Below are 23,350 nucleotides of genomic sequence, written 5' to 3' on the forward strand. Positions count from 1 at the left end.
GCCCCACCCACGGCTCTGCCGTAGGGGCGGGACGCGTGCCCAGCGAAGGCCCGACGGGCCCTTCGCCCTGCGCCGCAGCTGCGGCGGCAGGTTCGCCCGCCAGCGTACCGCTGCCGGCGGCGCCGGCCGGACTTGGTGAGGGCGAGCTTTGCCCCGTCCGCATGGCCGCCGCCTGCGCCTGCTCCTTTGCCCCAACCGCTGTTCCCGAATTCACCGTGAACAAGCTCGCATCGTCCTGCTGCAAAACCGCTCTCAGCTCTCCTAGCAGCGTTTGCAGCTTGGACACCAATCCGTTTGCTTCCAATTTCCCGGACGCAATATTTGCCTGAGGCAGATGATCGGCTGCTTGTTTAATCAAACCTTCGGCCTGCGAGCGGGAAAGATCAGGTTGTACGGGAGCGGTCGGCCCCCCGTTTGATGCGGAAGACGCTCCCGGGCCGGCAGTTGGTTGACCTGCCGCTTCCCCGTTCTCCATAGTTTCGGCAATCATCCCGGCCATCTTCGCGGCTTGAGCCGAGGCAGCCGGATTTCCTCCGTTCCCCTGAACGGAAACGGGAAAGCCTCCTTCATCAAACGTTCCGCCTGCTGACTGCAACCACTCACCGATCTGCACCTCCAATGAAGACAACAGTTGATGCAGCGGAGGACCAAATACCGCCTGGTGAATTCCGCCTACGACCTCAGCCGTGATCGGAAGCCCCCGGCTAAAAGCAATTCCCGCCGATTGAATCCATTCCGACAACGGAACCTCAGGGGACTTTAACGCCGAAGCCTGTAAAATCAAATTGACGTTTTCCTTGGTCAATGGAATGCCGTTACTCTGCATCAACTGAACCATTTGCCGATTCGTCGGCGTATTGTCAAGTCCCAACGTCTCCAAAGCTTTGGCTAAAGTGCCTGCTGTCAGCGGATCCGCGGGGGCTGAATTCATCGGCTTCAGAACCGTCAACCCTTCTTTGGAATCCGGCTGCACCTGGAGCAGCGTTGTTTCACCCGCACGAAGCGGGGTTTCCAAAGCTGCATGCAGCTTGACCCCCTGAACCTGAATTACGGCCTCTTGTCCGTCGTCTGAGACCGATAGCACCGTTCCCCTTACCACCTGTCCCGTTTTTAATTCCAACGATTTGGGCTCTCCAGGGCGGGAGTTTCCCATCATGGTGCGCAGCAGAGGCCCGATATTCATGAATCTCCCTCCTTTCTTCTTTTGGGTATGATATGGAAAACCCGCCGGCCGTCGGCGGCGGGTTGATCAAAACAAGGTCTGCTCCTCTACAAACAAATTACGCATAAAACTTTTGCGGTGCATGGGCGTCGGCCCCAATGCCTGAATCTGCTCGCGATGCAGCTTCGTTGCATATCCTTTATGTACCGCGATTCCATATTCAGGATATAGCGCATCCCATTCTCCCTGACAGAGACGATCCCGCGTGACCTTGGCAATAATCGACGCCGCGGCGATCGATTGGCTTGTCGCATCCCCCTTGATCACGGACAACTGAGGAATCGGTATATCCACCTTCTCCGCATCGATGAGCAGAAAATCCGGGCTATCCCGCAGTCCCTCAACAGCCTGTTTCATGGCGAGGCGGGTTGCCTGCTTGATATTTATCCGATCTATCGTGTCCGCATCAATCCTGCCGATGCCCACAGCAACAGCTTGCTCCATAATAATATCGAACAGCCGTTCACGTTTCTTGGGACTGAGCTTCTTGGAATCATCCACTTCCTCCAAAATTAACCCTTGCGGCAAAATTACCGCTGCGGCCACAACGTCTCCAAACAGGCAACCTCGGCCAACCTCGTCGATTCCAGCAATATTTTGATAGGCCAGCTGCCAATATTCTCTTTCGTATTTCAGTAAATCAACCATAACTTCTCCTTTTCCAAACAAGAGCCTAACCGTTTCAGAACTTACTATACTACGTTCGGGACGCTTTTTTAAGCATCTCTTTATCTATTATCGGTTTTTATGCCTGTTTTCTTCAGTCCCAAAACTTAACAAAAAAAACCGCCGGCCCCTTTGCCGACGGTCATTTCAATATGGGGCTTCCATGGAATACCTTCCCAGCTTTCCGGCCCGAAGCTCGCGAAGCAAAATGCCGGAAGCTTTCTCCAGATCGACGCGCCCTCCGCTCATCAGGCATCCCCGCTTACGGCCAACCGCTTCCATCACGGCGACGATCTCATCGGTGTTTTCGAAGTCAATTGGAGATTCATTCAAATCAAAACGCTCCCGGAACGAATCCCAGTAATATCGGGTTAGATATTTTACCGCAAAAAAGGCAATGTCCTCGACATTCAAGATCTCTTCCTTTATCGCTCCGGTTACGGCCAGACGATACCCGACATTCTGATCTTCAAACTTAGGCCACAAAATCCCCGGAGTGTCCAGCAGTTCCATATCCGTACCCACTTTGATCCATTGCTGTCCCTTGGTTACGCCGGGGCGGTCGCCCGTTGCGGCGATGTTCCGTCCGGCAAGACGATTGATCAGCGTGGATTTGCCCACGTTTGGAATGCCTACGATCAATGCCCGAACTGCGCGCGGATTGATGCCTTTTGCAATCTGCTTATCGATTTTTTCTTTGAGCAGCTCCTTGGCCAAAAGCGGAATTTCCTTTATCCCCTGGCCGCTGGAAGCATCCGCCTCCACGGCGATGTGCCCCTCTTCCTTAAAATAAGCGATCCACTGTCTGGTTGCTGAAGGATCCGCGAGATCCGACTTATTAAGGACGATTAAACGGGGTTTTCCTTGCAAAATCTCGTCAATCATCGGATTTCTGCTTGATAACGGAAGGCGGGCATCGAGCAGCTCTATCACCACGTCAATTAGTTTCAGCTTCTCCTGAATTTGACGACGCGCTTTGGTCATATGTCCAGGAAACCATTGTATTGTCATATTCTTTTCACCTCAAGTTCCCGACATCGTTGTGTTTCATCATTAATGCTTAATGAGCTCCAAATCCGGCAGCGGCCAAAAGACCAGATCAGCCCGGCCCACAATATCTTTATAAGGCACAAACCCAATACGGCGGCTGTCCGTACTGTTCGAGCGGTTGTCGCCCAGGACGAAGACATAACCTTCCGGAACCTTATCTTCGGTAACTTCTTCATTTGGAAAATCGGCTTCCGTGTTATAGAGCTGATTACTGTTATGCTTCACATCCACGGCGTCTTTGATGTAAGGTTCGTCCACGACTTTTCCGTTTACGGTTACCGTATCCCCTTTTACGTTTACGGTTTCCCCCGGAACGCCGATCACCCGTTTAATAAAGTCTCGGCCTTCGGAAGGAACATGGAACACGATGACTTCCCCATGCTGAGGCGGGCGGATGTCGAACAAGATCTTATTGACTATGATTCGTTCCCCGGTATGGAAATTAGGCTGCATCGAAGGTCCATCCACGATAAACGGAGCGAAGAAAAGCCAGCGAATCAGGAGAACCAGTACGACGGCAATCGCAATGGCCTTTAACCATTCGAGCGCCTCGTTTTTTTCCTTCTTGCCGGATGTCGAATTCTGCTCAGTTCCCGAATGGCCCGGTTGTTCCGGTTGCAAATGATTCTCCATGGTCGTGACCTCTCTTTATGGTTTTAATATGTAACAAACGTTACCATATATTAGTATGCAAAAATAGTAAAGGGGCTTGAATGAATACAAGCCCCTGATCGTTAATGAAATTAACGACGCACTTCTTTAATTCTCGCTGCTTTACCGCGAAGTTCACGAAGATAATACAGCTTCGCACGACGCACTTTACCACGGCGAGCCACTTCGACTTTATCGATTTTCGGGGAATGAAGCGGGAAAGTTCTTTCCACGCCTACACCGTTGGAAATTTTACGAACCGTAAAAGTTTCGCTGATTCCGCCGCCACGACGCTTAATTACAACACCTTCGAACAATTGGACACGTTCACGAGATCCCTCGATAACCTTAACGAACACTTTTAAAGTGTCACCAGGACGAAAGCTCGGAATATCTTTGCGAAGTTGTTCTTGCGTAATCGCTTGTACGATATTCATCTAGGACTCCCTCCTTCCACTCAGGTGTTCATGCCTCTTCCGGAGAAATCCCATTTGTTCTCCTTCATCATCCGCAGCGGACCACCGAATTCACAACAAACTGAATTGTACCATATTTCCCTAGGCATAGCAAGGTATATATTGATTTTTAAACCCAAGCCGATAAAATGAAACCTTTTCCAAAACGAAGCGTTAAATGGGCGAGTATGTATTCGTTCAGGACATCGCAACGAAAGACTGGAATCTTTATATGTCGGGAGGAACGGTCATAGCTGCAAATCATACCGGGCTTCGGTTTCCGTCCAAATTTCTGAACTTCAATCCGGAGAAACATACGGCTTACTTCTTCCAGCCCGGAAAAAAACAAAGGAAACGTCCTTACCGCTTTAACGATCAAATGAAGAGATAAAAAAGCCACTAATGATGATTTAGCGGCTCTTTTAACCTATGTACGCCAATGAGTCGGTTGCTCATTTCTCCGCATGATAGTTCCCGGTCGGCTGCGCCAACACCCACTCCAGCATTTCGATTTGGCTGAGTAAAATCTCGTCGTTCCGGCGCTCCAGTAATTTCTGAAGCTCGTACAGCTTGCGCTTGATTTGATCTTCCGTCCGCAATAGCATTCACCTCAAATGGTCAAAATTTTTTTGCTTATATCTTTTCTTGATAGTTTATATTATAGACTACCCGTACCCGCATCACCGCAAAAAAATTCCCCATCGCCACAGGCGCGGGGAAATAAACCCTTCATTTTGTTAAATCAAGGCGATGGCAAGCAGAGTAAACAGGCTGAGCGTCAAGATATCGCTCCCGTATCCATACGGACCATAAAAAGCCGATGTTGTCACTTCTCCGCGCGCCGATCTTCTTAAATACACGTTATTCCGGTCTACATTGACGATTGTGCCTTCATGTACCTGACCGTCTCTGGTCAAAATGCGAACTTTCCTGTTCATGCATTGCATACAATTATAATAAGCCTCCGGCATGACCGTTGTTCCCCTTCCTTTGCGTGCTACTGCATTCTATGAGAGTAGGAAACACGCGGTGTAGGCGATAGTTAGTATAAGGCAGACATCTTACACCCATTTATTCAGAAAAATCAAAGACCGCTTTCTAATGGATCGGTCCATCGGAAAGCGGTCTAAATGTAGGGTGTTTTATGGAATTCATTGCCTGAATTTTTTATAAGCTATTTTCTGTCTCCCTATTATGTAGTGAAATGCCGCAATTAATGTCAAATGGGGCAATCAGCAGTTTTTGAATATCTTTCAAATAGGTTTCAAAAAACCATTTTGTTGCTTTGCCATAATTCTCTTTGTTATCGAACTCCCAGAAAGAATAATACTTAACGCATTTTATAATCTTAGTTAATTCTCTTGGCGCTTCGCCGAGTTCGATACCATCAATAGTATAGAAACGTTTCATATACTTGATTGCCATGCATCCTTGTTGTTTCATTTGTTCTTTCGCTATCGTGTCTGCAATGGCTTCAAACTGCTCCAGTTTCTCAGGCTTTACTTGAAAAAGTTTAACTTCAGAAAATGTTTTCTGCACAAGCTTCCCTCCTCGCAAAAATAAATAATCCGCACATCAAATTCCTATTTATCTTTTTAAGAACGATTGAATTTTAGTCCATGATACCACGCTTTTCAGCATAAAAAAAAAGACATACCTTTCCCATGGCGGGAGTTATGTCTTTTCTGATCGGAGTAGCGGGATTCGAACCCACGGCCTCACCCACCCCAAGGGTGCGCGCTACCAGACTGCGCCATACCCCGACATCACCAACGACGCTTAATTGTAATAGCACAATTATAAAGTATGGACATGCTTCTCTGCAATCTTTTGCTGTAAACCGCTTCGTTAGAATTAGACTGCGGAATCGTCGTTTTTACATTGCTCTGGGCGTTAGTTACAAAAAAAAGAACGAAAAAGCTTCGTTCTTCTTTCGAATTCTATTCTACTTATCTTATTCCCGGGAAGGCTTCTTCTCTTCGTCTTTCAGCTGCTCCAGCCACTTTTGGTCCTGCGGAGTAAGCTTAAGCCCTTCCAGCAGATCCGGACGCCGCTGCCAGGTGCGGCGGAGCGCTTCTTTGCGCCGCCAATCGGCAACATTGGCATGGTGGCCGCTCAGCAAAATATCGGGCACGGTCCAGCCGCGAAAATCTACCGGCCGGGTATAATGCGGGTATTCCAACAGCCCGGTGCTAAAAGAGTCCGTCACCGCGCTGGTTTCGTTGCCAAGCACTCCCGGCAGCAGACGCGTAACGCTATCAATCACGACCATCGCCGGCAGTTCGCCGCCGGTCAGCACATAATCCCCGATGGAAATCTCATCGGTCACCAGATGCTCGCGAATCCGCTCGTCGTAACCTTCGTAATGACCGCAAATGAACACCAGATGTTCTTCTTTGGCTAATTCCTCGGCTTTTTGCTGAGTGAAGGTCTCCCCTTGCGGGCACATCAGAATCACACGCGGGCGGTTCGATGACGGAGCATGGTCTTTTTCTGCAGAGGGATGCTCCAGCGGGATTAGCCCCTCCGCTCCGCCAACTTCAAAACCAAGAAGATCCTCCACCGCGCGAAAAATCGGCTCGGGTTTAAGCACCATCCCTCCGCCTCCGCCATAAGGGGTATCATCGACGCTGCCGTGTTTATTCCCCGCATACTCCCGAAAATTAATCGCGTTCAGGGAAACAATCCCCTTTTCCTGCGCTTTTCCAAGAATGCTGCTGCCAAACACTCCAGCGAACATTTCCGGAAACAGCGTCAGCACATCCACCCGCATCTTACAACAATCCTTCCATCAGACGCACTTTAATAAGTTTAGCTTTTACGTCGACATCCAGCACGACATCGTCGATTACGGGCAGCAGCAGCTCCTTGCCGGAGGGAAGCTTAACCACCCATACATCGTTGGCGCCCGGTCGCAATATTTCTTCAACAACTCCAAGATCTTCGCCTTCGTCGCTGATCACCCGGCATCCGATGATTTCATGGAAATAGTATTCGTTTTCCGGCAACTCCACCGAATCGGCTTTGGTCACTTTCAAATCGCGGCCCTTAAACTGCTCCACTTCATTGATATTGGAGAATTCCGCAAACTTCACGATATACATCTGCTTGTAGGGCCGCGCCGCTTGTACGGTTACCTTGAGCTGCTCTCCGGTCTCCGGATGGATGATTAAAAGCTGGCTTTCCGGGGCAAACCGCACCTCCGGGAAATCCGTTTGCAACAGCACCTTCAGTTCTCCGCGAATTCCGTGCGTGTTCACGATTTTTCCTACGGACAATAAAGAATCAGACATAACAACCTCCTAGTTCTGCTCGAACGGCTTTGCTAATACAACGTCATTAGGCGCATCAAAACAGTGCATGGCAGTGCAATCAAACGTTACATTTGGCATTGCCGTTAAAATCAATAAGCTGCGCGTATAATCGATGCAATGCATCCGCTTTGGCCCATCTGCCAACGGGCACTCATCGCCAAAGACACTCACCTGATCACGGGCACTCCCCGTTCATATACACACGTAGATATTTTGCATTATGTACAACAATTTCACCTTATGAAGGTTAATTTATCCGAGAAAGTTGTAAAAAGTACAACATTTTAACCTTTTTAGCATTCGACTGGCCCATTTCAGTCCTAAATGCTGCATTTCATACAACATTTCCAGCCTTTCGAAACGGAATCGGGGCAAATTGTTGTAGGAAATGCAACAAACAATAACTCAACAGAAATTCAGCAGAAACTATGTTTCGCCAAATCTATCAAACTCCCGCTATGGGCTATGGTCGAACCAGCAACTCGAGTTAAACCGCTTCCTTCTGGCTTCAGCATGTACGAAAGCGGGTTAGGACAAACATCCTAACCCGCTTTCGTATATCTTTAAGATACGATATCCACGGTTACCCGCTTATCCATCTTAACGGCTGCCGATGTTACAACCGTGCGGAGCGCCTTGGCGATTCTGCCCTGCTTGCCGATGACTTTGCCGACATCGTCGGGATGTACGGTCAGTTCATACACAATCAGGTGATCTTTCTCCACGACCTCCACACGGACATCGTCCGGATGATCAACAAGAGCCTTCGCAATAACGCCGACTAATTGTTCCATATAAGACCCTCCGAATCAGCAATTATTTCTGCTGCTTAAGCTCATGGAATCTTTTCATAACGCCTGCTTTGCTGAGCAAATTGCGAACGGTATCGGATGCTTGCGCGCCGTCTTGAAGCCATTTCAATGCTTTTTCTTCATCGATGTTGACTACAGCAGGCTGAGCAACCGGGTTGTAAAAACCGATTTCCTCGATAAAACGACCGTCACGCGGGGAACGGGAATTCGATACCACGATGCGGTAGAAAGGAGCTTTATGAGCACCAATGCGTTTCAAACGAATACGAACTGCCACGAAATTCACCTCCTTCAAAGAATGAACCTTTCAATATTTTTTCATTCCGCCAAACGAAAACAACTCGATCAACGGAATGGAAATCTCATGCCTTTTCCGGCTTTGCCCATTTGCTTAAGCATTTTATTGCCTTTGCCTTTAGGCCCCATCATATCGGAGAACTGCTTCATCATCCGGCGCATTTCATCGAACTGCTTGATCAGCCGGTTCACATCGGCAAGCGTAGTTCCGCTGCCGGCCGCGATCCGCTTGCGGCGGTTATGGTTGATCATGTCCGGATTTTGCTTCTCCTGTTTGGTCATCGAATGCACGATCGCCTCAACCCGGCCCATCTGCTTCTCGTCGACCTTGACATCCTTCATTTGTTTCATCTTGCCCATACCGGGGATCATGTCCATGATCTGATCGATTGGACCCAGTTTCTTGACTTGATCCATCTGCTCCAGGAAATCGTCGAACGTAAATTCCGCGTTGCGCATTTTCCGTTCCATTTCCTTCGCTTTTTCCGCGTCGATGTTCGACTGGGCTTTTTCGATCAGCGACAACACGTCGCCCATGCCGAGAATCCGCGAAGCCATCCGTTCCGGATGAAACGGCTCCAGCGCGTCGATCTTCTCGCCGAGGGCCGCGAACTTAATCGGGCAGCCCGTTACGGCCTTGACCGACAAAGCCGCGCCGCCGCGGGTATCACCGTCAAGCTTGGTCAGCACCACGCCTGTCAGGGTAAGCTGCTGATTGAAGCTCTCCGCTACGTTGACGGCATCCTGACCGGTCATCGCGTCGACGACAAGCAGAACTTCATCCGGACTGGTCACTTCATGGATTTGCCGGAGCTCCTCCATCAATTCCTCGTCCACATGCAGCCGGCCCGCGGTATCGATCAGCAGATAGTCGTTGCCGTTATCCTTGGCATGCTGCAGCGCCTGCCGTGCGATCTCTACCGGGCTGTTGCCTTCCGGAAGCGTAAATACCGGCACCTTGATCTGCTCTCCGAGCACTTGCAGCTGCTTGATGGCTGCCGGACGATAAATATCCGCCGCGACCATCAGCGGACGATGGTTGCCCTTCAGCAGCAGCTTGGCCAGCTTGGCCGAAGTCGTCGTCTTACCGGCCCCTTGCAAACCCGCCATCATGACGACGGTCGGCGGCCGGTTGCTTCTCGCCAGCTTGGCTTGGCTTCCTCCCATCAACTCGGTCAGCTCTTTGTTCACGATATCGATGATGACCATGCCCGGCGTGAAGCTTTCCATCACTTCCTTGCCCACGGCCTTTTCTTTCACCTTGGCGATGAATTCCTTGACGACTTTGAAGTTAACGTCCGCTTCCAGCAGAGCGAGCCGTACCTCGCGCATCGCTTCGTTAACGTCGTCCTCGGATACCTTGCCTTTGCCGCGCAGCTTGCTGAACACGCCCTGCAGCCGGCTGGTTAATCCTTCAAATGCCATATTCCGGTCACCTCCGTTCTTGATCCTACTCTATCTATACCACACATTTTCGCAATATCATAATTGCTCCGCCTGCCGGAGCAAATCCTTAGCTGTTTCTTTATGCTTAAGCGACAGTCCGCTGTCCTCCAGGAGTTCTCCCAGCCGGGCCAGCACATCGCTCCGCTCTTCATACCGGCGCAGCAGTCCAAGCTTCTCTTCGTAAGCCTCGAGCGTGCTTTCGGCGCGTTTGATATGTTCATATACCGCCTGGCGGCTGATCTCGAATTCCGCAGCGATCTCGCCGAGCGAAAAATCATCGAGAAAGTAATATTTCAAAAACGTCTGCTGCTTTTCCGTCAGCAACGTCTCGTAGAAGTCGAATAAAAGGTTGATCCGATTCGTTTTTTCAAGCCTATTCTCCTGACTCATTTGGGCACTCCCTCCGTCAAGGAAAAACACTTTACAGCGCATCAACGTTCCTTATCATACCGAATGCGAAGTAGGATGTCAAGTTCTTTTCCTTAACATCCATGAGCCTTTGGCGGACAAGCCTCGCGAGCAAACAAAGCCGCTGGAACGGACAGTCGTCCGGCAGCGGCCTTAGGTCTGAATTTGCTTGGAAAGCATGGTTTTCTATCCGCAGCAAGTCACCAATTCGGAAGCAGGTACAGCAAAATCGCAAAGAAATGAGTCACGCTCCCGGCCAGCACGAACAGATGCCAAATCGCATGGTGGAACGGAAACCCCCGCCAAACATAAAATACCGTTCCCAGTGTATACAACAGGCCTCCGACGACGAGCAGCACAATGCCCTGGAAAGGAACGGCCGCCGTCAGCGGTCCCCAGGCGATCACGATCAGCCAGCCCATGATCAGATAGAAAAACGTCGACATAAACAGGAACCGTTTGACGAAAAACGCCTTAAACACGACACCTAGAAGGGCGATGCCCCACACCGTTCCGAACAAGCTCCAGCCGAGCGGACCGCGGATCGCCACCAGCATAAAGGGCGTATAGGTTCCCGCGATGTAAATGTAGATGGAGGAATGGTCGAAAAACTCGAACAAATCCTTGATTTTGCCCTCTCGGAAGCTGTGAACCAAAGTCGAGCACATATACAGGAGCAGCATGCTGGCTCCGTAAATGGTGAAGCTGACCACATGCCAGGCTGTGCCTTTGATGCTGGAAAAAACAATCAGCAAAACCAGTCCGGCCAAGCTCAGCAGCGCGCCGATCCCATGAGTAACCGCATTGGCTATTTCCTCTCTGCGCGGATAAGTATGTGTGTTTGCCATGCCATCGCCTCCTGAAATGTTGATCTTACCTATATCAATACGCAAACGCCGCTAGACATGTGCCTATCTTTATTCGGCAGCCGTTTCCTCGTCCTCGCGAATCAATCCGGCAAATAAGCCGTGTACGAACTGCTCGGAGTCGAACTTCTGCAAATCGTCCATTTTTTCGCCAAGCCCGACAAATTTGACCGGGAGGCTCAGCTCCTGACGGATCGCGATGACGATGCCGCCTTTGGCCGTTCCGTCAAGCTTCGTCAGCACAAGGCCGGTAACACCGCTTTTCTCTTCGAACAGCTTCGCCTGGCTGAGCGCGTTCTGACCGGTCGTGGCGTCCAGCACCATCAATACCTCATGCGGCGCGCCGGGAATTTCCCGCTGAATCACGCGGTAAATTTTGTTCAGCTCTTCCATGAGGTTCGATTTGTTCTGCAGGCGTCCCGCCGTATCGCACAGCAAAATGTCGGCGCCCCGCTGCTTGGCGGCTTGCACCGCATCGAACATCACGGCCGCCGGATCGGACCCGGCCTGCTGCTTGATCACATCGACGCCGACGCGTTTGCCCCACACCTCAAGCTGCTCGATCGCTCCCGCACGGAACGTATCCCCCGCGGCCATCAGCACCTTCTTGCCCTGCTGCTTGTAATGGTGGGCGAGCTTGCCGATCGTCGTCGTTTTGCCGACGCCATTAACACCCACGAACAAAATGACGCTGATGCCGTCCGGGTTCAGGTGCATGTCGTTGTCCTCGTCCCCGCGCAGCAGACCGGTCAACTTCTCCGAGAGGATCGGCTGCAAATCCGCCGGGTCTTCGATGCGGCGCTGTTTGACCTCCGAACGCAGATCGTCAATCAAGTTCAGCACCGTGTTAACGCCAACATCGGCTCCGATCAGGATCTCTTCCAGTTCCTCGAAGAATTCCTCGTCTATTTTCTTGCGCCGGGTAACCAGCTCCGTAACCTTTTCCACAAAGCCTTTGCGGCTTTTCTCCAATCCATCCCTAAACTGCTTGGTCACCGATTCCGTTTTGGATGCAATGCTCTCTCTCAGTTTCTTGAAGAAACTCATTTGGGGATTAACCTCCTTAAAATACTCCTACCGCACGCTGGCATAAAATAATTCAATCTCAAGCACAAATAGCGGACATTTAAGGCGCTAATTAACCGGACATGGCTGATCTTTCAATAAATCACGCCATATCTTTAAAAATAGCGCCCCTAAATATCGTTATTTACGTATATTAAAGCTGTTATTCTCATTATCGCATGACAATCCGGGACAAGCAATTTTCTGAGGGTCCGCCTGTCTCTGAAGTGGAATGTTCCGAGTTATCCCCGATAACAAGCTGCAAATGAAACAGCAGATGCTCCGGCTGGAGCGTTATGCGATTTCGACGGTATCCTCATCTTCCAGCTTGACCGATACCAGCTTGGAGACGCCGCCTTCCTCCATGGTTACGCCGTACAGCACGTCGGCTTCTTCCATCGTGCCCTTGCGGTGCGTCACCACGATAAACTGCGTTTGCTCCGAGAACTCGCGCAAGTACTGTGCAAACCGGGATACATTCGCTTCGTCCAGGGCAGCTTCGACTTCGTCAAGCACGCAGAAGGGCACCGGTTTCACCTGCAAAATCGCAAACAGCAGCGCCATAGCGGTCAACGCTCGCTCGCCGCCCGAGAGCAGCTGCAGGTTTTGCAGCTTTTTGCCCGGAGGCTGGGCGACCACGTCAATGCCGGTCTCCAAGAGGTTCTCCGGATCGATCAGAACCAGATCGGCCCGGCCCCCGCCGAACAGCTTCGTAAACACGATGACGAATTCCCGGCGGATCGCGTCGAAGGTCGTTTTGAAGCGTTTGGACATCTCTTCGTCCATTTCCCGGATAACTTGATACAACGTCGTTTTGGCTTCGACCAAATCGTCCTTTTGCTCGCTGAGGAATTGATAGCGCTCCGAGACGCGGTTGTATTCCTCGATCGCCCCGAGGTTGACCTCGCCGAGCACCGTGATCTGGCGCTTCAGCTCTCTGACGTCGGCCTGGGTTTGAGGCACATCCTCCGGCACCGCGTAGCGCTGTTTGGCCAGCTCGTAACTCAGCTCGTAGTCGTCCGAGAGCTTGCGCAAAATATTGTCCAGCTCCACGTCCAGGCGATTGGCCTGAATTTCCGTCTGCCGGAGCTGCTCTTCAACGGCTTTGAGTCCAAGCCGCTGCTCCTTGGTTTCGCTCTCGCCTTCCTCGAGCTTTTTGACAAGCACCGCACGCGAAGCGCGTTCCATTTCCAACTGCTCGCCGGTCCGCTCCTTTTTCAGCTTGAAGTCGTTCAGCTCTTCCCGCTGTTTGACGCTTTGCTGCTCATTCTGGAGCAGATCGGCTTCGATCGACTGCAAAATCTTGCGGTTTTGCTCAAGCTCCCGCTGCTGAACGCCGCTTTCCTCCTCCGAACGGCGCAGCTGCTCGCGGAGAGAGAAGCATTCCTGATCCAGCTTGCCCTCTCGGACCTTCAGCCCGGTCAGCAAGTCTTGAAGTTCTTCCTTGGCCGATTCGTTCGCCTTGCGCGCAAATTCGGCAGCGCGAATCGATTGCTGCACGGTTTGCTCGTCTTGTTCGAGCTGAACCAGACGGACTTCCGCCTCCGTTTTCGCCTTGGCCAGATCTTCCAGTTCTTTGACGTAATGGCCTTTTTCCTGTCCATAGAGTTCAAACTGCTCGGAAACATGCCGCCATTCGTGCTCGACCTGCTTCATATCTCCGGCATACGACTGTTCCTCGATTCGCTTGCCATCCCCGGATTCGCGGAGCTTGGAAAGCTCCTGCTCCGATGCGGACAGCTGCGAACGAACATCGCCCAGCCCTTTGCGGAGCTTGTCCAGCATTTCATCGCTGTCCTTGATATCCGCCGCCAGTTGATCCAGTTGGCGCTTGCGGCCCAGCAGGTTGCTGTTCTTGCGGTGTTGGCTCCCCCCGGTCATCGATCCGCCGGCATTCACCACGTCGCCTTCCAGCGTGACGATCCGGAAACGATACTGACAGCGGGCGGCCATTTTGTTCGCCCGTTCCAGGTCGCTCGCAAACACGACGTTCCCGAGCAAGCTGCCTACGATGTCGGCGTACCGTTGCTCGTATCCCACCAACTCGGCGCCGATTCCCACAAAACCTTCGGCATCCTCCATCAATCTTTTGTCGGAGGCCGAAATCTGGCGCGGGCGGATGACGTCGAGCGGCAGGAAGGTGGCGCGGCCAAGTTGCCGCTGCTTCAGAAAAGCGATGGCCTGACGGGACACGGACTCGTTTTCCATGACGATATGCTGCATAGCCGCGCCGAGCGCCGTCTCGACGGCGACTTCCAGCTTCTCCGGTACCCGGATCAGCTCGGCGACCGCGCCATGAACGCCTGCGAGGACGGATTTGCGGGCCGCTTTCAGCACTTCCTTGACGCCCAGCACAAAACCGTCAAAGTCGTCTTCCATCTCCTTCATCGTATCGCGCCGGGAAACAAGGGCTTCGCGTTTTTGCTCCCACTTGCGGATGCCGCTTTGGCTCTCTTCGACCAGCTTTTGCAAAGACTGAACCTTTTCGCTCTCCGAGATGTATTTGCCGCGCAGCTCGGCGATTTCCTTCCCAAGCTTCTCCAAAACGGCCTCGAGCTCGGTCTTCTTCCCCTTTAGGCGCTCCAGCTCTTCGCTCCACTTCACGCCCTCTTCCTCGGCGCGGGACATCCGGCGCTCCACGCCTTCTTTCTGCTGCTCGGAATAGTGGATTTCGTTGCGTGCCTGCGCCATCTGGTTAATGACGTCGAGCAGTTGGCCTTTAAGGCCCTCCTCCTGCTCCTGGCTGATGCCTCCGGTCACGCCGACGAGCTTGGCTTCCTCCGCCGACAGCTCGGTGCGCAGCTCGCTCAGCTGCTTCTCGGCCATGGCGAATTTCTCCGCCAGCTCGTTCTGCTCCCGCATGCGCTGGTCATAGCGTTCCTCGTTTACGGTCAACGACTGCTGCAGCTGATCGCGGTTTTGCGCAAGGTTTTTGGCGCGTTCCTTCAAAACCTCGCCGAAGCCTTCGGTTTTCTCGAAATTTTCGCTGTATTCGAGCAGTTGCCCTTGCAGCAGCTCGATTTGATCTTCGACCTGGCGCAGCGCCAATCGATCGGTTTCCAGCTTGGCATCATGCGCGGACACCACGGTCGACAAAGCTAGCTGCTCTTCCTGCAGCTTCAGCAGCTTCGCGTTCGCTTCGCTCCATGATTCGTGAATTTGCTCGATTTGGTGCACGTATAATGAAATCTCTTTATTTTTCAACTGCTCGCGCAGCTCTTTGTATTTGAGTGCTTTTTCCGACTGCTCCTTGAGCGGCTCGATTTGATCCTCCAGCTCGCTGACAAGGTCGTGAATCCGCAGCAGGTTTTGTTCCGTTTCGTCCAGCTTGCGTCGCGCGTCGCGTTTGCGGCTTTTGTATTTTACGATTCCTGAAGCTTCTTCGAAAATCCCGCGCCGATCTTCCGAACGCGTACTCAAAATTTCCTCGATCCGGCCCTGCCCGATGATAGAGTAAGCTTCTTTGCCGATGCCGGTGTCCATGAACAACTCGGTAATATCCTTCAGGCGGCAGGACTGTTTGTTGATCAGGTATTCGCTGTCCCCGCTGCGATGCACCCGGCGGGTTACCGTGACCTCGCTGAAATCAAGCGGAAGCGCCTGATCGCTGTTGTCCAGCGTCAGTGAGACTTCGCCGTAATTGACCGCTTTGCGCGCGTCGCTGCCGGCAAAAATGATATCCTCCATTTTGCCGCCCCGCAGGGATTTGGCGCTCTGCTCCCCCAGCACCCAGCGGATGCCGTCGGAGATATTGCTCTTGCCGCTGCCGTTAGGGCCTACCACAGCCGTAATGCCACGGACGAATTCCATTTCCGTCTTATCGGCGAAAGATTTAAATCCCGCCAGCTCTATCCGTTTCAAAAACATACGTTCAAAATCACCTCTAACGACTATTGTAACACACGGAAAGCCTTGGAGGACAGGCACGCTGCCCCTGTTCGTCCTCTCTTCAAATTCGCCGGGAGCAAGGCGTTTCCCTCCTCTATCTATTGATCGGCATCCGGGGCTCAGGAATAAAGCCGGCCGGCGTATCCGTGAAATAAAAAACGGCACTCCAACGATTGTTCGTTCGAGTGCCGTTTCGCGCTTATGAATGATACGATGCCTTCAGCAGGTTTAGAGCGACGGCAGCGGCTTGCTGCTCCGCTTCCTTCTTGGAACGGCCGGTGCCTTGCCCAAGAGAGCGTCCTTCCATCCACACTTCCGAGACGAATTCCCGTTCATGGGCCGGCCCGCGCTCTTCGACAATCCGGTACTCCAGAGTTCCCATGCCGTGATGCTGGGTCAACTCCTGGAGCTCGGTTTTATAATCGGTTGTCTGCATTTTCCCGTCTAACGTCAATTGGGAGAATACATATTGGCGAAGGAATGAAATAACGGCGTCCAGGCCTTGATCCAGGTATAACGCCCCCACAAAGGATTCAAACACGTCAGCCAGCAGCGCCGGCCGAGTTCGCCCTCCCGTTAATTCTTCACCTTTGCCCAACAGTACATACTGACCAAACTCCAGGCTTTCGGCGAATTTAACCAGTGACGGCTCACAGACGATGGCGGCGCGCAGCTTGGTCAACTCTCCTTCGGGACGGTCGGGGAACAATCGGTACAAATGCTCCGAAACCGTCAGTTCAAGAACCGCGTCGCCAAGAAATTCCAAACGTTCATTATCCTCATGCTGACTGAACCGGTGCTCGTTCACGTAGGACGCATGGGTAAAGGCCTGCTTTAAAAGCTGCTTATTTTGAAATTCCAACTGAAGCTTGTGCTGTAACTGTTTCAGATCTCCACTCAACAGACTAACCCCTTATGCCTCGAATTTCTTCAAAATGATCGTAGCGTTGTGCCCGCCAAAACCAAAGGAATTGGACATCGCCACGTTTACGTTCGCATGTCTCGCTTCATTTGGAACATAGTCCAGATCGCATTCCGGATCCGGGTGTTCCAGATTGATGGTCGGTGCAATGAGCCCGTTTTGGATCGTAAGCCCGCAGATAACCCCTTCAACGCCGCCGGCTGCGCCAAGCAGGTGACCCGTCATCGACTTCGTCGAGCTGATGGCCACCTTATAGGCGTGATCTCCAAGCGCGCGTTTGATGGCAATCGTCTCCGAACGGTCGCCGACCGGAGTGGAAGTGCCATGCGCATTAATGTAATCGATTTGATCCGGATCGATTCCGGCGCTGCGGATCGCCATTTTCATACAACGCTCCGGTCCGTTCGGATCCGGCTCGGTCATATGGTGCGCGTCGGCGCTAAGTCCGTAGCCGATCACTTCGGCGTAGATTTTAGCTCCGCGTTTTTGAGCATGCTCCAAAGATTCCAAGATCATGATTCCCGCGCCTTCCCCCATGACGAACCCGTCCCGTTCGCTATCGAAAGGACGGCTCGCCTTTTCCGGTTCGTCGTTGCGGGTCGACATCGCCCGCATTGAACAGAACCCGGCCAGGCCGGTCGGGCGGATCGTTGCTTCCGCGCCTCCGCAAATCATCACATCGGCATCGCCATGCTTAATCATCTTGAACGAATCGCCGATGGAATGAGTTCCGGTCGCGCACGCAGTCACCGTAGTCGTGTTTGGCCCTTTGGCGCCAAACAAAATCGAAACATGTCCGGAAGCCATATTCGCAATCATCATCGGGATGAAAAACGGGCTCACGCGTTTCGGACCTTTTTCAAGCAGGATGTTATGCTGATCTTCCCAGGTTCCGAGACCGCCGATCCCCGAGCCGATCATGACGCCCACGCGCTCCGGATCCGCCTGTTCGGCGATATTGGTCAAGCCGCTGTCGGCCAGCGCGTTTTTGGCGGCTGCGGCCGCGAACTGAACGAACCTGTCCATTTTACGCGCTTCCTTGCGGTCAATATAATCTTCGGGATTGAAATCCTTCACCGAAGAAGCAATTCGGGTCGGATACTCGCTGACGTCAAAAGATTCGATAACGGATACGCCGGATTTTCCCTGAACCAAGTTGTTCCAAAACGTATCCAAATCTTGACCCAGCGACGTTACGACACCCATGCCCGTTATCACTACTCTATGTTCCAAACACACTCACCTCGTATGGACTTCATGCGTTGCAATGGTGCAAACAAATTTAGTGTTCATTTGAAAAACAAGCGATAGATGAGGAGAAGTCCCGCCTGCTATAAGGAGGTACGGGACTTTGGGATGACTTTAGGTATGAGATTGTATGTAGTTTACAACTTCACCTACGGTCGTAATCTTCTCTGCATCTTCATCAGAAATTTCCAGATCGAATTCATCTTCGAGTTCCATGACCAATTCAACCACATCGAGCGAATCAGCACCAAGGTCATCTTTGAAAGAAGCCTCAAGTGTCACTTCGGCCTCATCAGCGCCGAGGCGATCCACAACAATGCGCTTTACGCGATCCAATACATCGGACATCCGGTTCACCTCCTCTTTGGTATTATACGAGAATTAAAGTCAAAATGCCATAGAAGCCGCAGGCATGAATCACATATACATGCCGCCGTCCACGTGCAGCGTTTGTCCCGTCATGTAAGACGCACCATCCGATGCCAGGAATACCGCGACTTTGGCAATCTCTTCAGGCTGTCCAAGACGGGCCAAAGGAATATCGCCAAGCAGACCCTGCCGCAGTTCTTCAGGCAATTGATCGGTCATGTCGGTCTCTATAAAACCCGGCGCGATGCAATTCACGGTGATATTCCGGGAAGCGAGCTCGCGGGCCGAAGCTTTGGTGAGACCGATAACGCCGGCTTTTGCCGCCACATAATTAGCCTGGCCGGCATTGCCAAGGACGCCGACAACCGAAGAGATATTGATAATCGAACCCGAGCGCTGCTTCATCATCGGGCGGGTGACCGCCTTGATGCCGTTAAATACGCCTTTTAGGTTCGTCTCAATGACAGCGTCGAACTCTTCTTCTTTCATGCGCATAATTAAATTATCTCTAGTAATTCCTGCGTTATTCACCAGAATATCGATCCGACCCCAAGCGTCGAGCACCGATTTAACCATGCCGTCAAATTGTTCGCTGCTGCCGACATGAGCCTTAACGGCATAAGCCTTGACGCCAAGCGCTTCAATTTCGGACACAACGCGCGCCGCGGCTTCTTCGTTGCCCGCATAATTCACGGCGACGTCGGCGCCGGCTTCGGCGAACGTAATCGCGATGGCACGGCCGATTCCGCGCGAAGCACCGGTTACTAAAGCGGTTTTACCCTCAAGCGGTTTTGCCATTGGTTCATCTCCTTTCCTAGAATAAACGGAAACGGCGGTTTATTGAAGGGCCGCGGCCGTTTGTTCCAAGCTTTCCAATCCGCTGACATTAAAAATCCGTACGGATTTGTCGATTTTCTTGATCAACCCGGCCAGCACGCTTCCGGGACCGATCTCGACAAACGTATCCACGCCCTGTGAAATCAGCCAGGATACACTGTCTTCCCAAAGCACGGGAGAATATACCTGCTCCACTAGCAGACGGGCGATGTCGGATGCGTTTTGGACCGGACGCGCCGTAACGTTGGCTACAACCGGAACGGCCGCGTCCCGAAAAGAAATACCAGCCAATTTGCCCTCAAGGCGCTCCGCCGCCGATTTCATTAGCGAGGAGTGAAACGGACCGCTGACCTCGAGCGGAATCGCCCGTTTGGCACCGATTTCCTTCACCCGGTCAACGACCTGGCTTACGCCTTCCCGGCTGCCGGAGACAACAATCTGTCCCGGACAATTCACGTTGGCCAATTCCACGAGAGCTCCGCCGGACGAAATGTCCGCGCACAACTTCGCCAGCGCTTCGCGTTCGCCGCCAAGCACGGCCGCCATCGCGCCTTGCCCGCCGGGAACGGCTTGCTCCATAAATTCGCCGCGTGCCCGCACCGTAGCCACCGCATCCTCAAACGAAAGGACACCGGCCGCGGTCAAAGCGCTGTATTCCCCAAGACTATGCCCGGCAACGAAATCCGGATAGAAACCTTTGGAGCCCAAAGCTTCAAACAGCGCGATGCTTGTCGTCAGCAGCGCCGGCTGCGTATTAGCGGTTTGCTTAAGTTCGGTGTCCGGCCCTTCGAAAATCAGCCGGGTCAGCGAGAAGCCCAGCTTCTCGTCGGCAAGATCGAACAACTTGCGCGATTCGGGCAGGGCATCATATATATCCTTACCCATTCCCACGCTTTGGGAACCCTGTCCCGGAAAAACGAACGCCAATTTACCCATCGTGTGCACTCCCTATCCTTGAAACTGTATGCCTCTATCGCTTACCAGACAAGCACGGACGCGCCCCAGGTCAGCCCTCCGCCGAAGCCGACCAAAAGGACGGTGTCGCCTTCTTTGATTCGGCCTTCCTCCGCAGCTTCAACGAGCGCAAGCGGAATGGATGCGGCGGACGTATTCGCGTATTTGTCTACGTTAATGACGCACTTCTCTTCCGGCAAATCCAGCCGCTGCATAGCGGATTGAATGATGCGGATATTGGCTTGATGCGGCACGAACAGATCGATATCTTCTTTGCCTTTGCCTGCTTTGCGCAGTACCTCTTCGGTAGCCGTGCCCATCACCCGGACGGCAAATTTAAACACTTCGCGGCCGTTCATGTAAATGTAATGTTTGCGGCCTTGGACGGTTTCTTCCGAAGCAGGCAGGCGAGAACCGCCCGCTTCCAGCTTGAGCAGACTGCCTCCCGAGCCCTCCGCGCCAAGATCGAACGACAGGAAGCCGCGGCCTTCGCCTACTTCGCCGAGCACAACAGCTCCGGCGCCGTCGCCAAACAGCACGCAGGTGTTGCGGTCCGTATAATCCGTAATGCGGGACAGGGTATCCGCACCGATGACTAAAGCGTTTTTGTACATCCCCGTTTGCAAAAAGCCGTTCGCCGCAGCCATGCTGTAAACAAAACCCGAGCAGGCGGCGGACAAATCGAAGGCAGCCGCTTTTTTGGCGCCAAGCTTATCCTGTAAAATGCAGGCCGTGGACGGGAAAGCCGTATCCGGCGTAATTGTGGCCACGATAATCAGCTCAAGCTCCTCCACGGTGATTCCGGCGGATGCAAGCGCCCGCACGGCGGCCTCATACGCCAAATCGGAGGTTGCTTGCTCAGGCGCCGCGATATGCCGCTCCCGAATGCCTGTCCGCGAAACGATCCATTCATCGTTAGTCTCCACTATCTTTTCCAAATCGGCATTCGTCAACACTTTCTCCGGAACGTATTTGCCTGTACCAATGATCCCTATCGAACGAAATTTCTCCACTCTAGTCACTCACTTCCCGCTGATTTCCTGTGATATGCTCTCCGTCAAACGGCTTTGCAGAGCGGTTCGGGCTTGCCGCACCGCATTTTTGATCGCTCCTCCGTCGGAAGAGCCATGTCCTTTGACTACAAGGCCGCCAAGCCCCAGCAGCGGAGCTCCGCCGTGCTCCTTGTAGTCCAGCGTATTTTTCAAGCTGCGCAGCGAAGGCATAAGTACAGCGGCTGCCAGCTTGTTTTTCCATGATTTCGTAAATTCTTGCTTCAGCATCGAAAACATCGTGCCGGCCGTACCTTCCAGCGCTTTCAGCAAAATATTGCCGGCAAAGCCGTCGCAAACCAGCACGTCGCAGGCTCCGCTTAAAACATCGCGGGCTTCGACGTTGCCCACAAAGGAAATCGGAAGCTGCTCCAGCAGAGGATAAGCGGCTTTCGTCAATTCGTTGCCCTTCATCGCTTCCGTCCCGACATTCAAAAGACCAACTCGAGGCTTGGCCACGCCATGCACTTTCTCCCGGTATATGCTGCCCATCAGCGCATATTGGGCCAGATGTTCGGGTTTGGCGTCCATGTTCGCCCCAAGATCAAGCGCCAATACCCCGCGGCCGTCCACGGTCGGAATCATCGGCGCCAGCGCCGGCCGCTCGATGCCCGGCATCCGCCCGACGACCAGCAGTCCGGTTGTCATCAAGGCCCCGGTGTTGCCCGCGGAAATCATCGCTTGAGCTTCCCCGTCATGCACAAGGCGTCCCGCCACCACCATGGAGGCGTCTTTCTTGCGGCGTACGGCCCTCACCGGCTCGTCCTCGGCATCAATGATTTCTCCGGCATGATGAATCTGCAGATTGGCCGGAGCGCCTTCCAGCATCGGCTTCAGTACATCCTGATTGCCGACCAGAATGATCTCGGTATCGCTCCACTCCTTGGCCGCGGCCAGGGCGCCTTCCACCGTGCTCTTGGGTGCAAAATCCCCGCCCATCGCATCAATGGCGATTCTCATGATGACTTCCCCCTTCATGGTTCTCATCCCCCGTAGACCGGTAGATGACAAAGTTTCCTTGGAACACCATTTCCTCACCGACATACGTAAAAACTTCCACTTTCGCTTTGCCTTTGCCGGAAGTCGGACGGACGTACGCTTTCGCGATGCATTTTTCACCTAAGTGAACCGACCGGATAAAACGGATGTCCGCGGAAAAGGTCAAGGCGATTTCGTCATTGATCACGGCAACGGCCAGAGAGTTCGCCTGGGCAAACACATGATGCCCCCGGGCAATGCCGGTACGGGAGAAGACATGTTCTTCCCGGATTTCAAAAATCGAGATCCCGCTTTTGTCGAGCTGCAGATCGACGACCTCACCGATCACCTCATGCAGCGGCAAAGAGCGTACCTGGTCGTAGGAACGTTCCGCCATCAGCTTCATCCGTTCCCGAAGCTCGGGAATGCCCAGCTCCATCCGGTCGAGACGGATCGTCTGAATGCTGACCTTAAGCTGCCGGGTCAATTCCTGGTCGGTAACGAACGGATTTTCTTCAATCATTTTGACGAGCTGCTGTTGCCTCGCCCGTTTGGGCAATCGTTCGATGGGTCTCACCCCCTGGAGAGCAAATGGTATAGTCCGATGTATCGTCTGATAAGCTTTAAGCTATACAAATTGGACCAAAGACTGAATACGTATAACGGCAGCCGTGTGAAATATTCTTTCGATCGCTGTTGTTCCCGGATTTCTTTGATTTATTAAATTCAAACGGAGTAGAAATCCGGTCACAAAGGCGAACGCTTCGCTTCTGCCAGAACATTTCACACTTTTGCCAAGTTACTTTTTCAACGGTTCAATTTATATATTTATGTAATTCGATCGGCCCTTCAG

The 23,350-nt window shown here is 52.6% G+C and carries 25 protein-coding genes, 1 tRNA gene and 1 pseudogene; 1 reads left to right on the forward strand and 26 read right to left on the reverse strand.

Going from position 1 to position 23,350, the window contains the following annotated elements; all coding sequences use genetic code 11:
• The 5 genes and pseudogenes from ACI48K_RS02640 to rplS form a co-directional block, all read right to left on the reverse strand.
• A pseudogene (locus ACI48K_RS02640) lies at nt 1–1,183 on the reverse strand (flagellar hook-length control protein FliK); the annotation flags it as partial.
• Nucleotides 1,184–1,249: 66 nt separating this feature from the next.
• Nucleotides 1,250–1,870 carry a ribonuclease HII gene (locus ACI48K_RS02645; RefSeq protein WP_475026051.1) on the reverse strand — a complete coding sequence of 207 codons (621 nt, stop codon included), beginning with the start codon at nt 1,868–1,870 and terminating at the stop codon, nt 1,250–1,252.
• A gap of 165 nt (nt 1,871–2,035) precedes the next feature.
• Nucleotides 2,036–2,899, reverse strand: a complete 864-nt coding sequence (ylqF, locus tag ACI48K_RS02650; protein ID WP_475026052.1) for a ribosome biogenesis GTPase YlqF — start codon at nt 2,897–2,899, stop codon at nt 2,036–2,038.
• Between the two features lie 42 nt (nt 2,900–2,941).
• A complete protein-coding gene (gene lepB, locus ACI48K_RS02655) occupies nt 2,942–3,571 on the reverse strand; it encodes a signal peptidase I (protein WP_475026053.1) in 630 nt (209 codons plus the stop codon).
• A 110-nt stretch (nt 3,572–3,681) separates the two neighbouring features.
• Nucleotides 3,682–4,026, reverse strand: a complete 345-nt coding sequence (gene rplS, locus ACI48K_RS02660; RefSeq protein WP_475026054.1) for a 50S ribosomal protein L19 — start codon at nt 4,024–4,026, stop codon at nt 3,682–3,684.
• A 196-nt stretch (nt 4,027–4,222) separates the two neighbouring features.
• Between rplS and ACI48K_RS02665 the strand changes: the two genes are divergently transcribed.
• On the forward strand, nt 4,223–4,435 hold the full coding sequence (locus ACI48K_RS02665; RefSeq protein ID WP_475026055.1) for a hypothetical protein: 213 nt from the start codon (nt 4,223–4,225) through the stop codon (nt 4,433–4,435).
• Between the two features lie 61 nt (nt 4,436–4,496).
• Here the strand turns inward: ACI48K_RS02665 and ACI48K_RS02670 are convergent, their stop codons facing one another.
• The 21 genes from ACI48K_RS02670 to fapR all read right to left on the reverse strand — a co-directional run bounded on the left by ACI48K_RS02670 (nt 4,497) and on the right by fapR (nt 23,056).
• Nucleotides 4,497–4,643, reverse strand: coding sequence for a hypothetical protein (locus tag ACI48K_RS02670; RefSeq protein ID WP_475026056.1), 147 nt, complete (start codon nt 4,641–4,643; stop codon nt 4,497–4,499).
• A gap of 138 nt (nt 4,644–4,781) precedes the next feature.
• A complete protein-coding gene (locus ACI48K_RS02675; protein WP_475026057.1) occupies nt 4,782–5,015 on the reverse strand; it encodes a hypothetical protein in 234 nt (77 codons plus the stop codon).
• A gap of 196 nt (nt 5,016–5,211) precedes the next feature.
• Nucleotides 5,212–5,583 (reverse strand): hypothetical protein, encoded by a 372-nt coding sequence (locus tag ACI48K_RS02680; protein ID WP_475026058.1) that lies wholly within the window; start codon nt 5,581–5,583, stop codon nt 5,212–5,214.
• 150 nt (nt 5,584–5,733) lie between these two features.
• A tRNA-Pro gene (locus ACI48K_RS02685) sits at nt 5,734–5,807 on the reverse strand.
• Between the two features lie 191 nt (nt 5,808–5,998).
• Nucleotides 5,999–6,817: a tRNA (guanosine(37)-N1)-methyltransferase TrmD gene (gene trmD / locus ACI48K_RS02690; RefSeq protein WP_475026059.1), complete on the reverse strand. Its 819-nt coding sequence runs from the start codon at nt 6,815–6,817 to the stop codon at nt 5,999–6,001.
• A 1-nt stretch (nt 6,818) separates the two neighbouring features.
• Nucleotides 6,819–7,337 (reverse strand): ribosome maturation factor RimM, encoded by a 519-nt coding sequence (rimM, locus tag ACI48K_RS02695; protein WP_475026060.1) that lies wholly within the window; start codon nt 7,335–7,337, stop codon nt 6,819–6,821.
• 584 nt (nt 7,338–7,921) lie between these two features.
• Nucleotides 7,922–8,152 (reverse strand): KH domain-containing protein, encoded by a 231-nt coding sequence (locus ACI48K_RS02700; RefSeq protein ID WP_475026061.1) that lies wholly within the window; start codon nt 8,150–8,152, stop codon nt 7,922–7,924.
• Nucleotides 8,153–8,174: 22 nt separating this feature from the next.
• A complete protein-coding gene (gene rpsP / locus ACI48K_RS02705; protein ID WP_475026062.1) occupies nt 8,175–8,447 on the reverse strand; it encodes a 30S ribosomal protein S16 in 273 nt (90 codons plus the stop codon).
• A gap of 68 nt (nt 8,448–8,515) precedes the next feature.
• Entirely contained in the window at nt 8,516–9,892 is a 1,377-nt protein-coding gene (gene ffh / locus ACI48K_RS02710) for a signal recognition particle protein (protein WP_475026063.1), read from the reverse strand.
• A 57-nt stretch (nt 9,893–9,949) separates the two neighbouring features.
• Nucleotides 9,950–10,303: a putative DNA-binding protein gene (locus ACI48K_RS02715; RefSeq protein WP_475026064.1), complete on the reverse strand. Its 354-nt coding sequence runs from the start codon at nt 10,301–10,303 to the stop codon at nt 9,950–9,952.
• 218 nt (nt 10,304–10,521) lie between these two features.
• Nucleotides 10,522–11,169 carry a PAQR family membrane homeostasis protein TrhA gene (trhA, locus tag ACI48K_RS02720; RefSeq protein ID WP_475026065.1) on the reverse strand — a complete coding sequence of 216 codons (648 nt, stop codon included), beginning with the start codon at nt 11,167–11,169 and terminating at the stop codon, nt 10,522–10,524.
• Between the two features lie 69 nt (nt 11,170–11,238).
• Entirely contained in the window at nt 11,239–12,234 is a 996-nt protein-coding gene (gene ftsY / locus ACI48K_RS02725; RefSeq protein WP_475026066.1) for a signal recognition particle-docking protein FtsY, read from the reverse strand.
• A gap of 312 nt (nt 12,235–12,546) precedes the next feature.
• The gene (gene smc / locus ACI48K_RS02730) at nt 12,547–16,119 is read right to left on the reverse strand and encodes a chromosome segregation protein SMC (RefSeq protein ID WP_475026067.1); all 3,573 of its coding nucleotides are present in this window, start codon (nt 16,117–16,119) and stop codon (nt 12,547–12,549) included.
• Between the two features lie 220 nt (nt 16,120–16,339).
• Nucleotides 16,340–17,041 (reverse strand): ribonuclease III, encoded by a 702-nt coding sequence (gene rnc, locus ACI48K_RS02735; protein WP_475026068.1) that lies wholly within the window; start codon nt 17,039–17,041, stop codon nt 16,340–16,342.
• A 12-nt stretch (nt 17,042–17,053) separates the two neighbouring features.
• Nucleotides 17,054–18,295 carry a beta-ketoacyl-ACP synthase II gene (gene fabF, locus ACI48K_RS02740; protein WP_475026069.1) on the reverse strand — a complete coding sequence of 414 codons (1,242 nt, stop codon included), beginning with the start codon at nt 18,293–18,295 and terminating at the stop codon, nt 17,054–17,056.
• A 129-nt stretch (nt 18,296–18,424) separates the two neighbouring features.
• Nucleotides 18,425–18,658, reverse strand: coding sequence for an acyl carrier protein (gene acpP / locus ACI48K_RS02745; protein ID WP_018750834.1), 234 nt, complete (start codon nt 18,656–18,658; stop codon nt 18,425–18,427).
• 69 nt (nt 18,659–18,727) lie between these two features.
• Nucleotides 18,728–19,477, reverse strand: coding sequence for a 3-oxoacyl-[acyl-carrier-protein] reductase (fabG, locus tag ACI48K_RS02750; protein WP_475026070.1), 750 nt, complete (start codon nt 19,475–19,477; stop codon nt 18,728–18,730).
• 39 nt (nt 19,478–19,516) lie between these two features.
• Nucleotides 19,517–20,452: an ACP S-malonyltransferase gene (fabD, locus tag ACI48K_RS02755; protein WP_475026071.1), complete on the reverse strand. Its 936-nt coding sequence runs from the start codon at nt 20,450–20,452 to the stop codon at nt 19,517–19,519.
• Nucleotides 20,453–20,493: 41 nt separating this feature from the next.
• Entirely contained in the window at nt 20,494–21,492 is a 999-nt protein-coding gene (locus ACI48K_RS02760) for a beta-ketoacyl-ACP synthase III (protein WP_475026072.1), read from the reverse strand.
• The gene (gene plsX / locus ACI48K_RS02765; RefSeq protein WP_475026073.1) at nt 21,493–22,479 is read right to left on the reverse strand and encodes a phosphate acyltransferase PlsX; all 987 of its coding nucleotides are present in this window, start codon (nt 22,477–22,479) and stop codon (nt 21,493–21,495) included. It abuts the gene before it with no gap.
• On the reverse strand, nt 22,463–23,056 hold the full coding sequence (gene fapR, locus ACI48K_RS02770; RefSeq protein WP_475026188.1) for a transcription factor FapR: 594 nt from the start codon (nt 23,054–23,056) through the stop codon (nt 22,463–22,465). Before fapR ends, plsX begins: the two co-directional genes overlap by 17 nt.
• Nucleotides 23,057–23,350 lie beyond the last annotated feature (294 nt).

It is taken from the genome of Paenibacillus terrisolis, from assembly GCF_056171975.1.

Coding starts and splice junctions, on each gene's coding strand:
- ACI48K_RS02645 (WP_475026051.1), bottom strand. CDS start 1,870: ATGGTTGATTTACTGAAATACGAAAGAGAATATTGGCAGCTGGCCTAT.
- ylqF (WP_475026052.1), bottom strand. CDS start 2,899: ATGACAATACAATGGTTTCCTGGACATATGACCAAAGCGCGTCGTCAA.
- lepB (WP_475026053.1), bottom strand. CDS start 3,571: ATGGAGAATCATTTGCAACCGGAACAACCGGGCCATTCGGGAACTGAG.
- rplS (WP_475026054.1), bottom strand. CDS start 4,026: ATGAATATCGTACAAGCGATTACGCAAGAACAACTTCGCAAAGATATT.
- ACI48K_RS02665 (WP_475026055.1), top strand. CDS start 4,223: ATGGGCGAGTATGTATTCGTTCAGGACATCGCAACGAAAGACTGGAAT.
- ACI48K_RS02675 (WP_475026057.1), bottom strand. CDS start 5,015: ATGCCGGAGGCTTATTATAATTGTATGCAATGCATGAACAGGAAAGTT.
- trmD (WP_475026059.1), bottom strand. CDS start 6,817: ATGCGGGTGGATGTGCTGACGCTGTTTCCGGAAATGTTCGCTGGAGTG.
- rimM (WP_475026060.1), bottom strand. CDS start 7,337: ATGTCTGATTCTTTATTGTCCGTAGGAAAAATCGTGAACACGCACGGA.
- ACI48K_RS02700 (WP_475026061.1), bottom strand. CDS start 8,152: ATGGAACAATTAGTCGGCGTTATTGCGAAGGCTCTTGTTGATCATCCG.
- ffh (WP_475026063.1), bottom strand. CDS start 9,892: ATGGCATTTGAAGGATTAACCAGCCGGCTGCAGGGCGTGTTCAGCAAG.
- ACI48K_RS02715 (WP_475026064.1), bottom strand. CDS start 10,303: ATGAGTCAGGAGAATAGGCTTGAAAAAACGAATCGGATCAACCTTTTA.
- trhA (WP_475026065.1), bottom strand. CDS start 11,169: ATGGCAAACACACATACTTATCCGCGCAGAGAGGAAATAGCCAATGCG.
- ftsY (WP_475026066.1), bottom strand. CDS start 12,234: ATGAGTTTCTTCAAGAAACTGAGAGAGAGCATTGCATCCAAAACGGAA.
- smc (WP_475026067.1), bottom strand. CDS start 16,119: ATGTTTTTGAAACGGATAGAGCTGGCGGGATTTAAATCTTTCGCCGAT.
- acpP (WP_018750834.1), bottom strand. CDS start 18,658: ATGTCCGATGTATTGGATCGCGTAAAGCGCATTGTTGTGGATCGCCTC.
- fabG (WP_475026070.1), bottom strand. CDS start 19,477: ATGGCAAAACCGCTTGAGGGTAAAACCGCTTTAGTAACCGGTGCTTCG.
- fabD (WP_475026071.1), bottom strand. CDS start 20,452: ATGGGTAAATTGGCGTTCGTTTTTCCGGGACAGGGTTCCCAAAGCGTG.
- plsX (WP_475026073.1), bottom strand. CDS start 22,479: ATGAGAATCGCCATTGATGCGATGGGCGGGGATTTTGCACCCAAGAGC.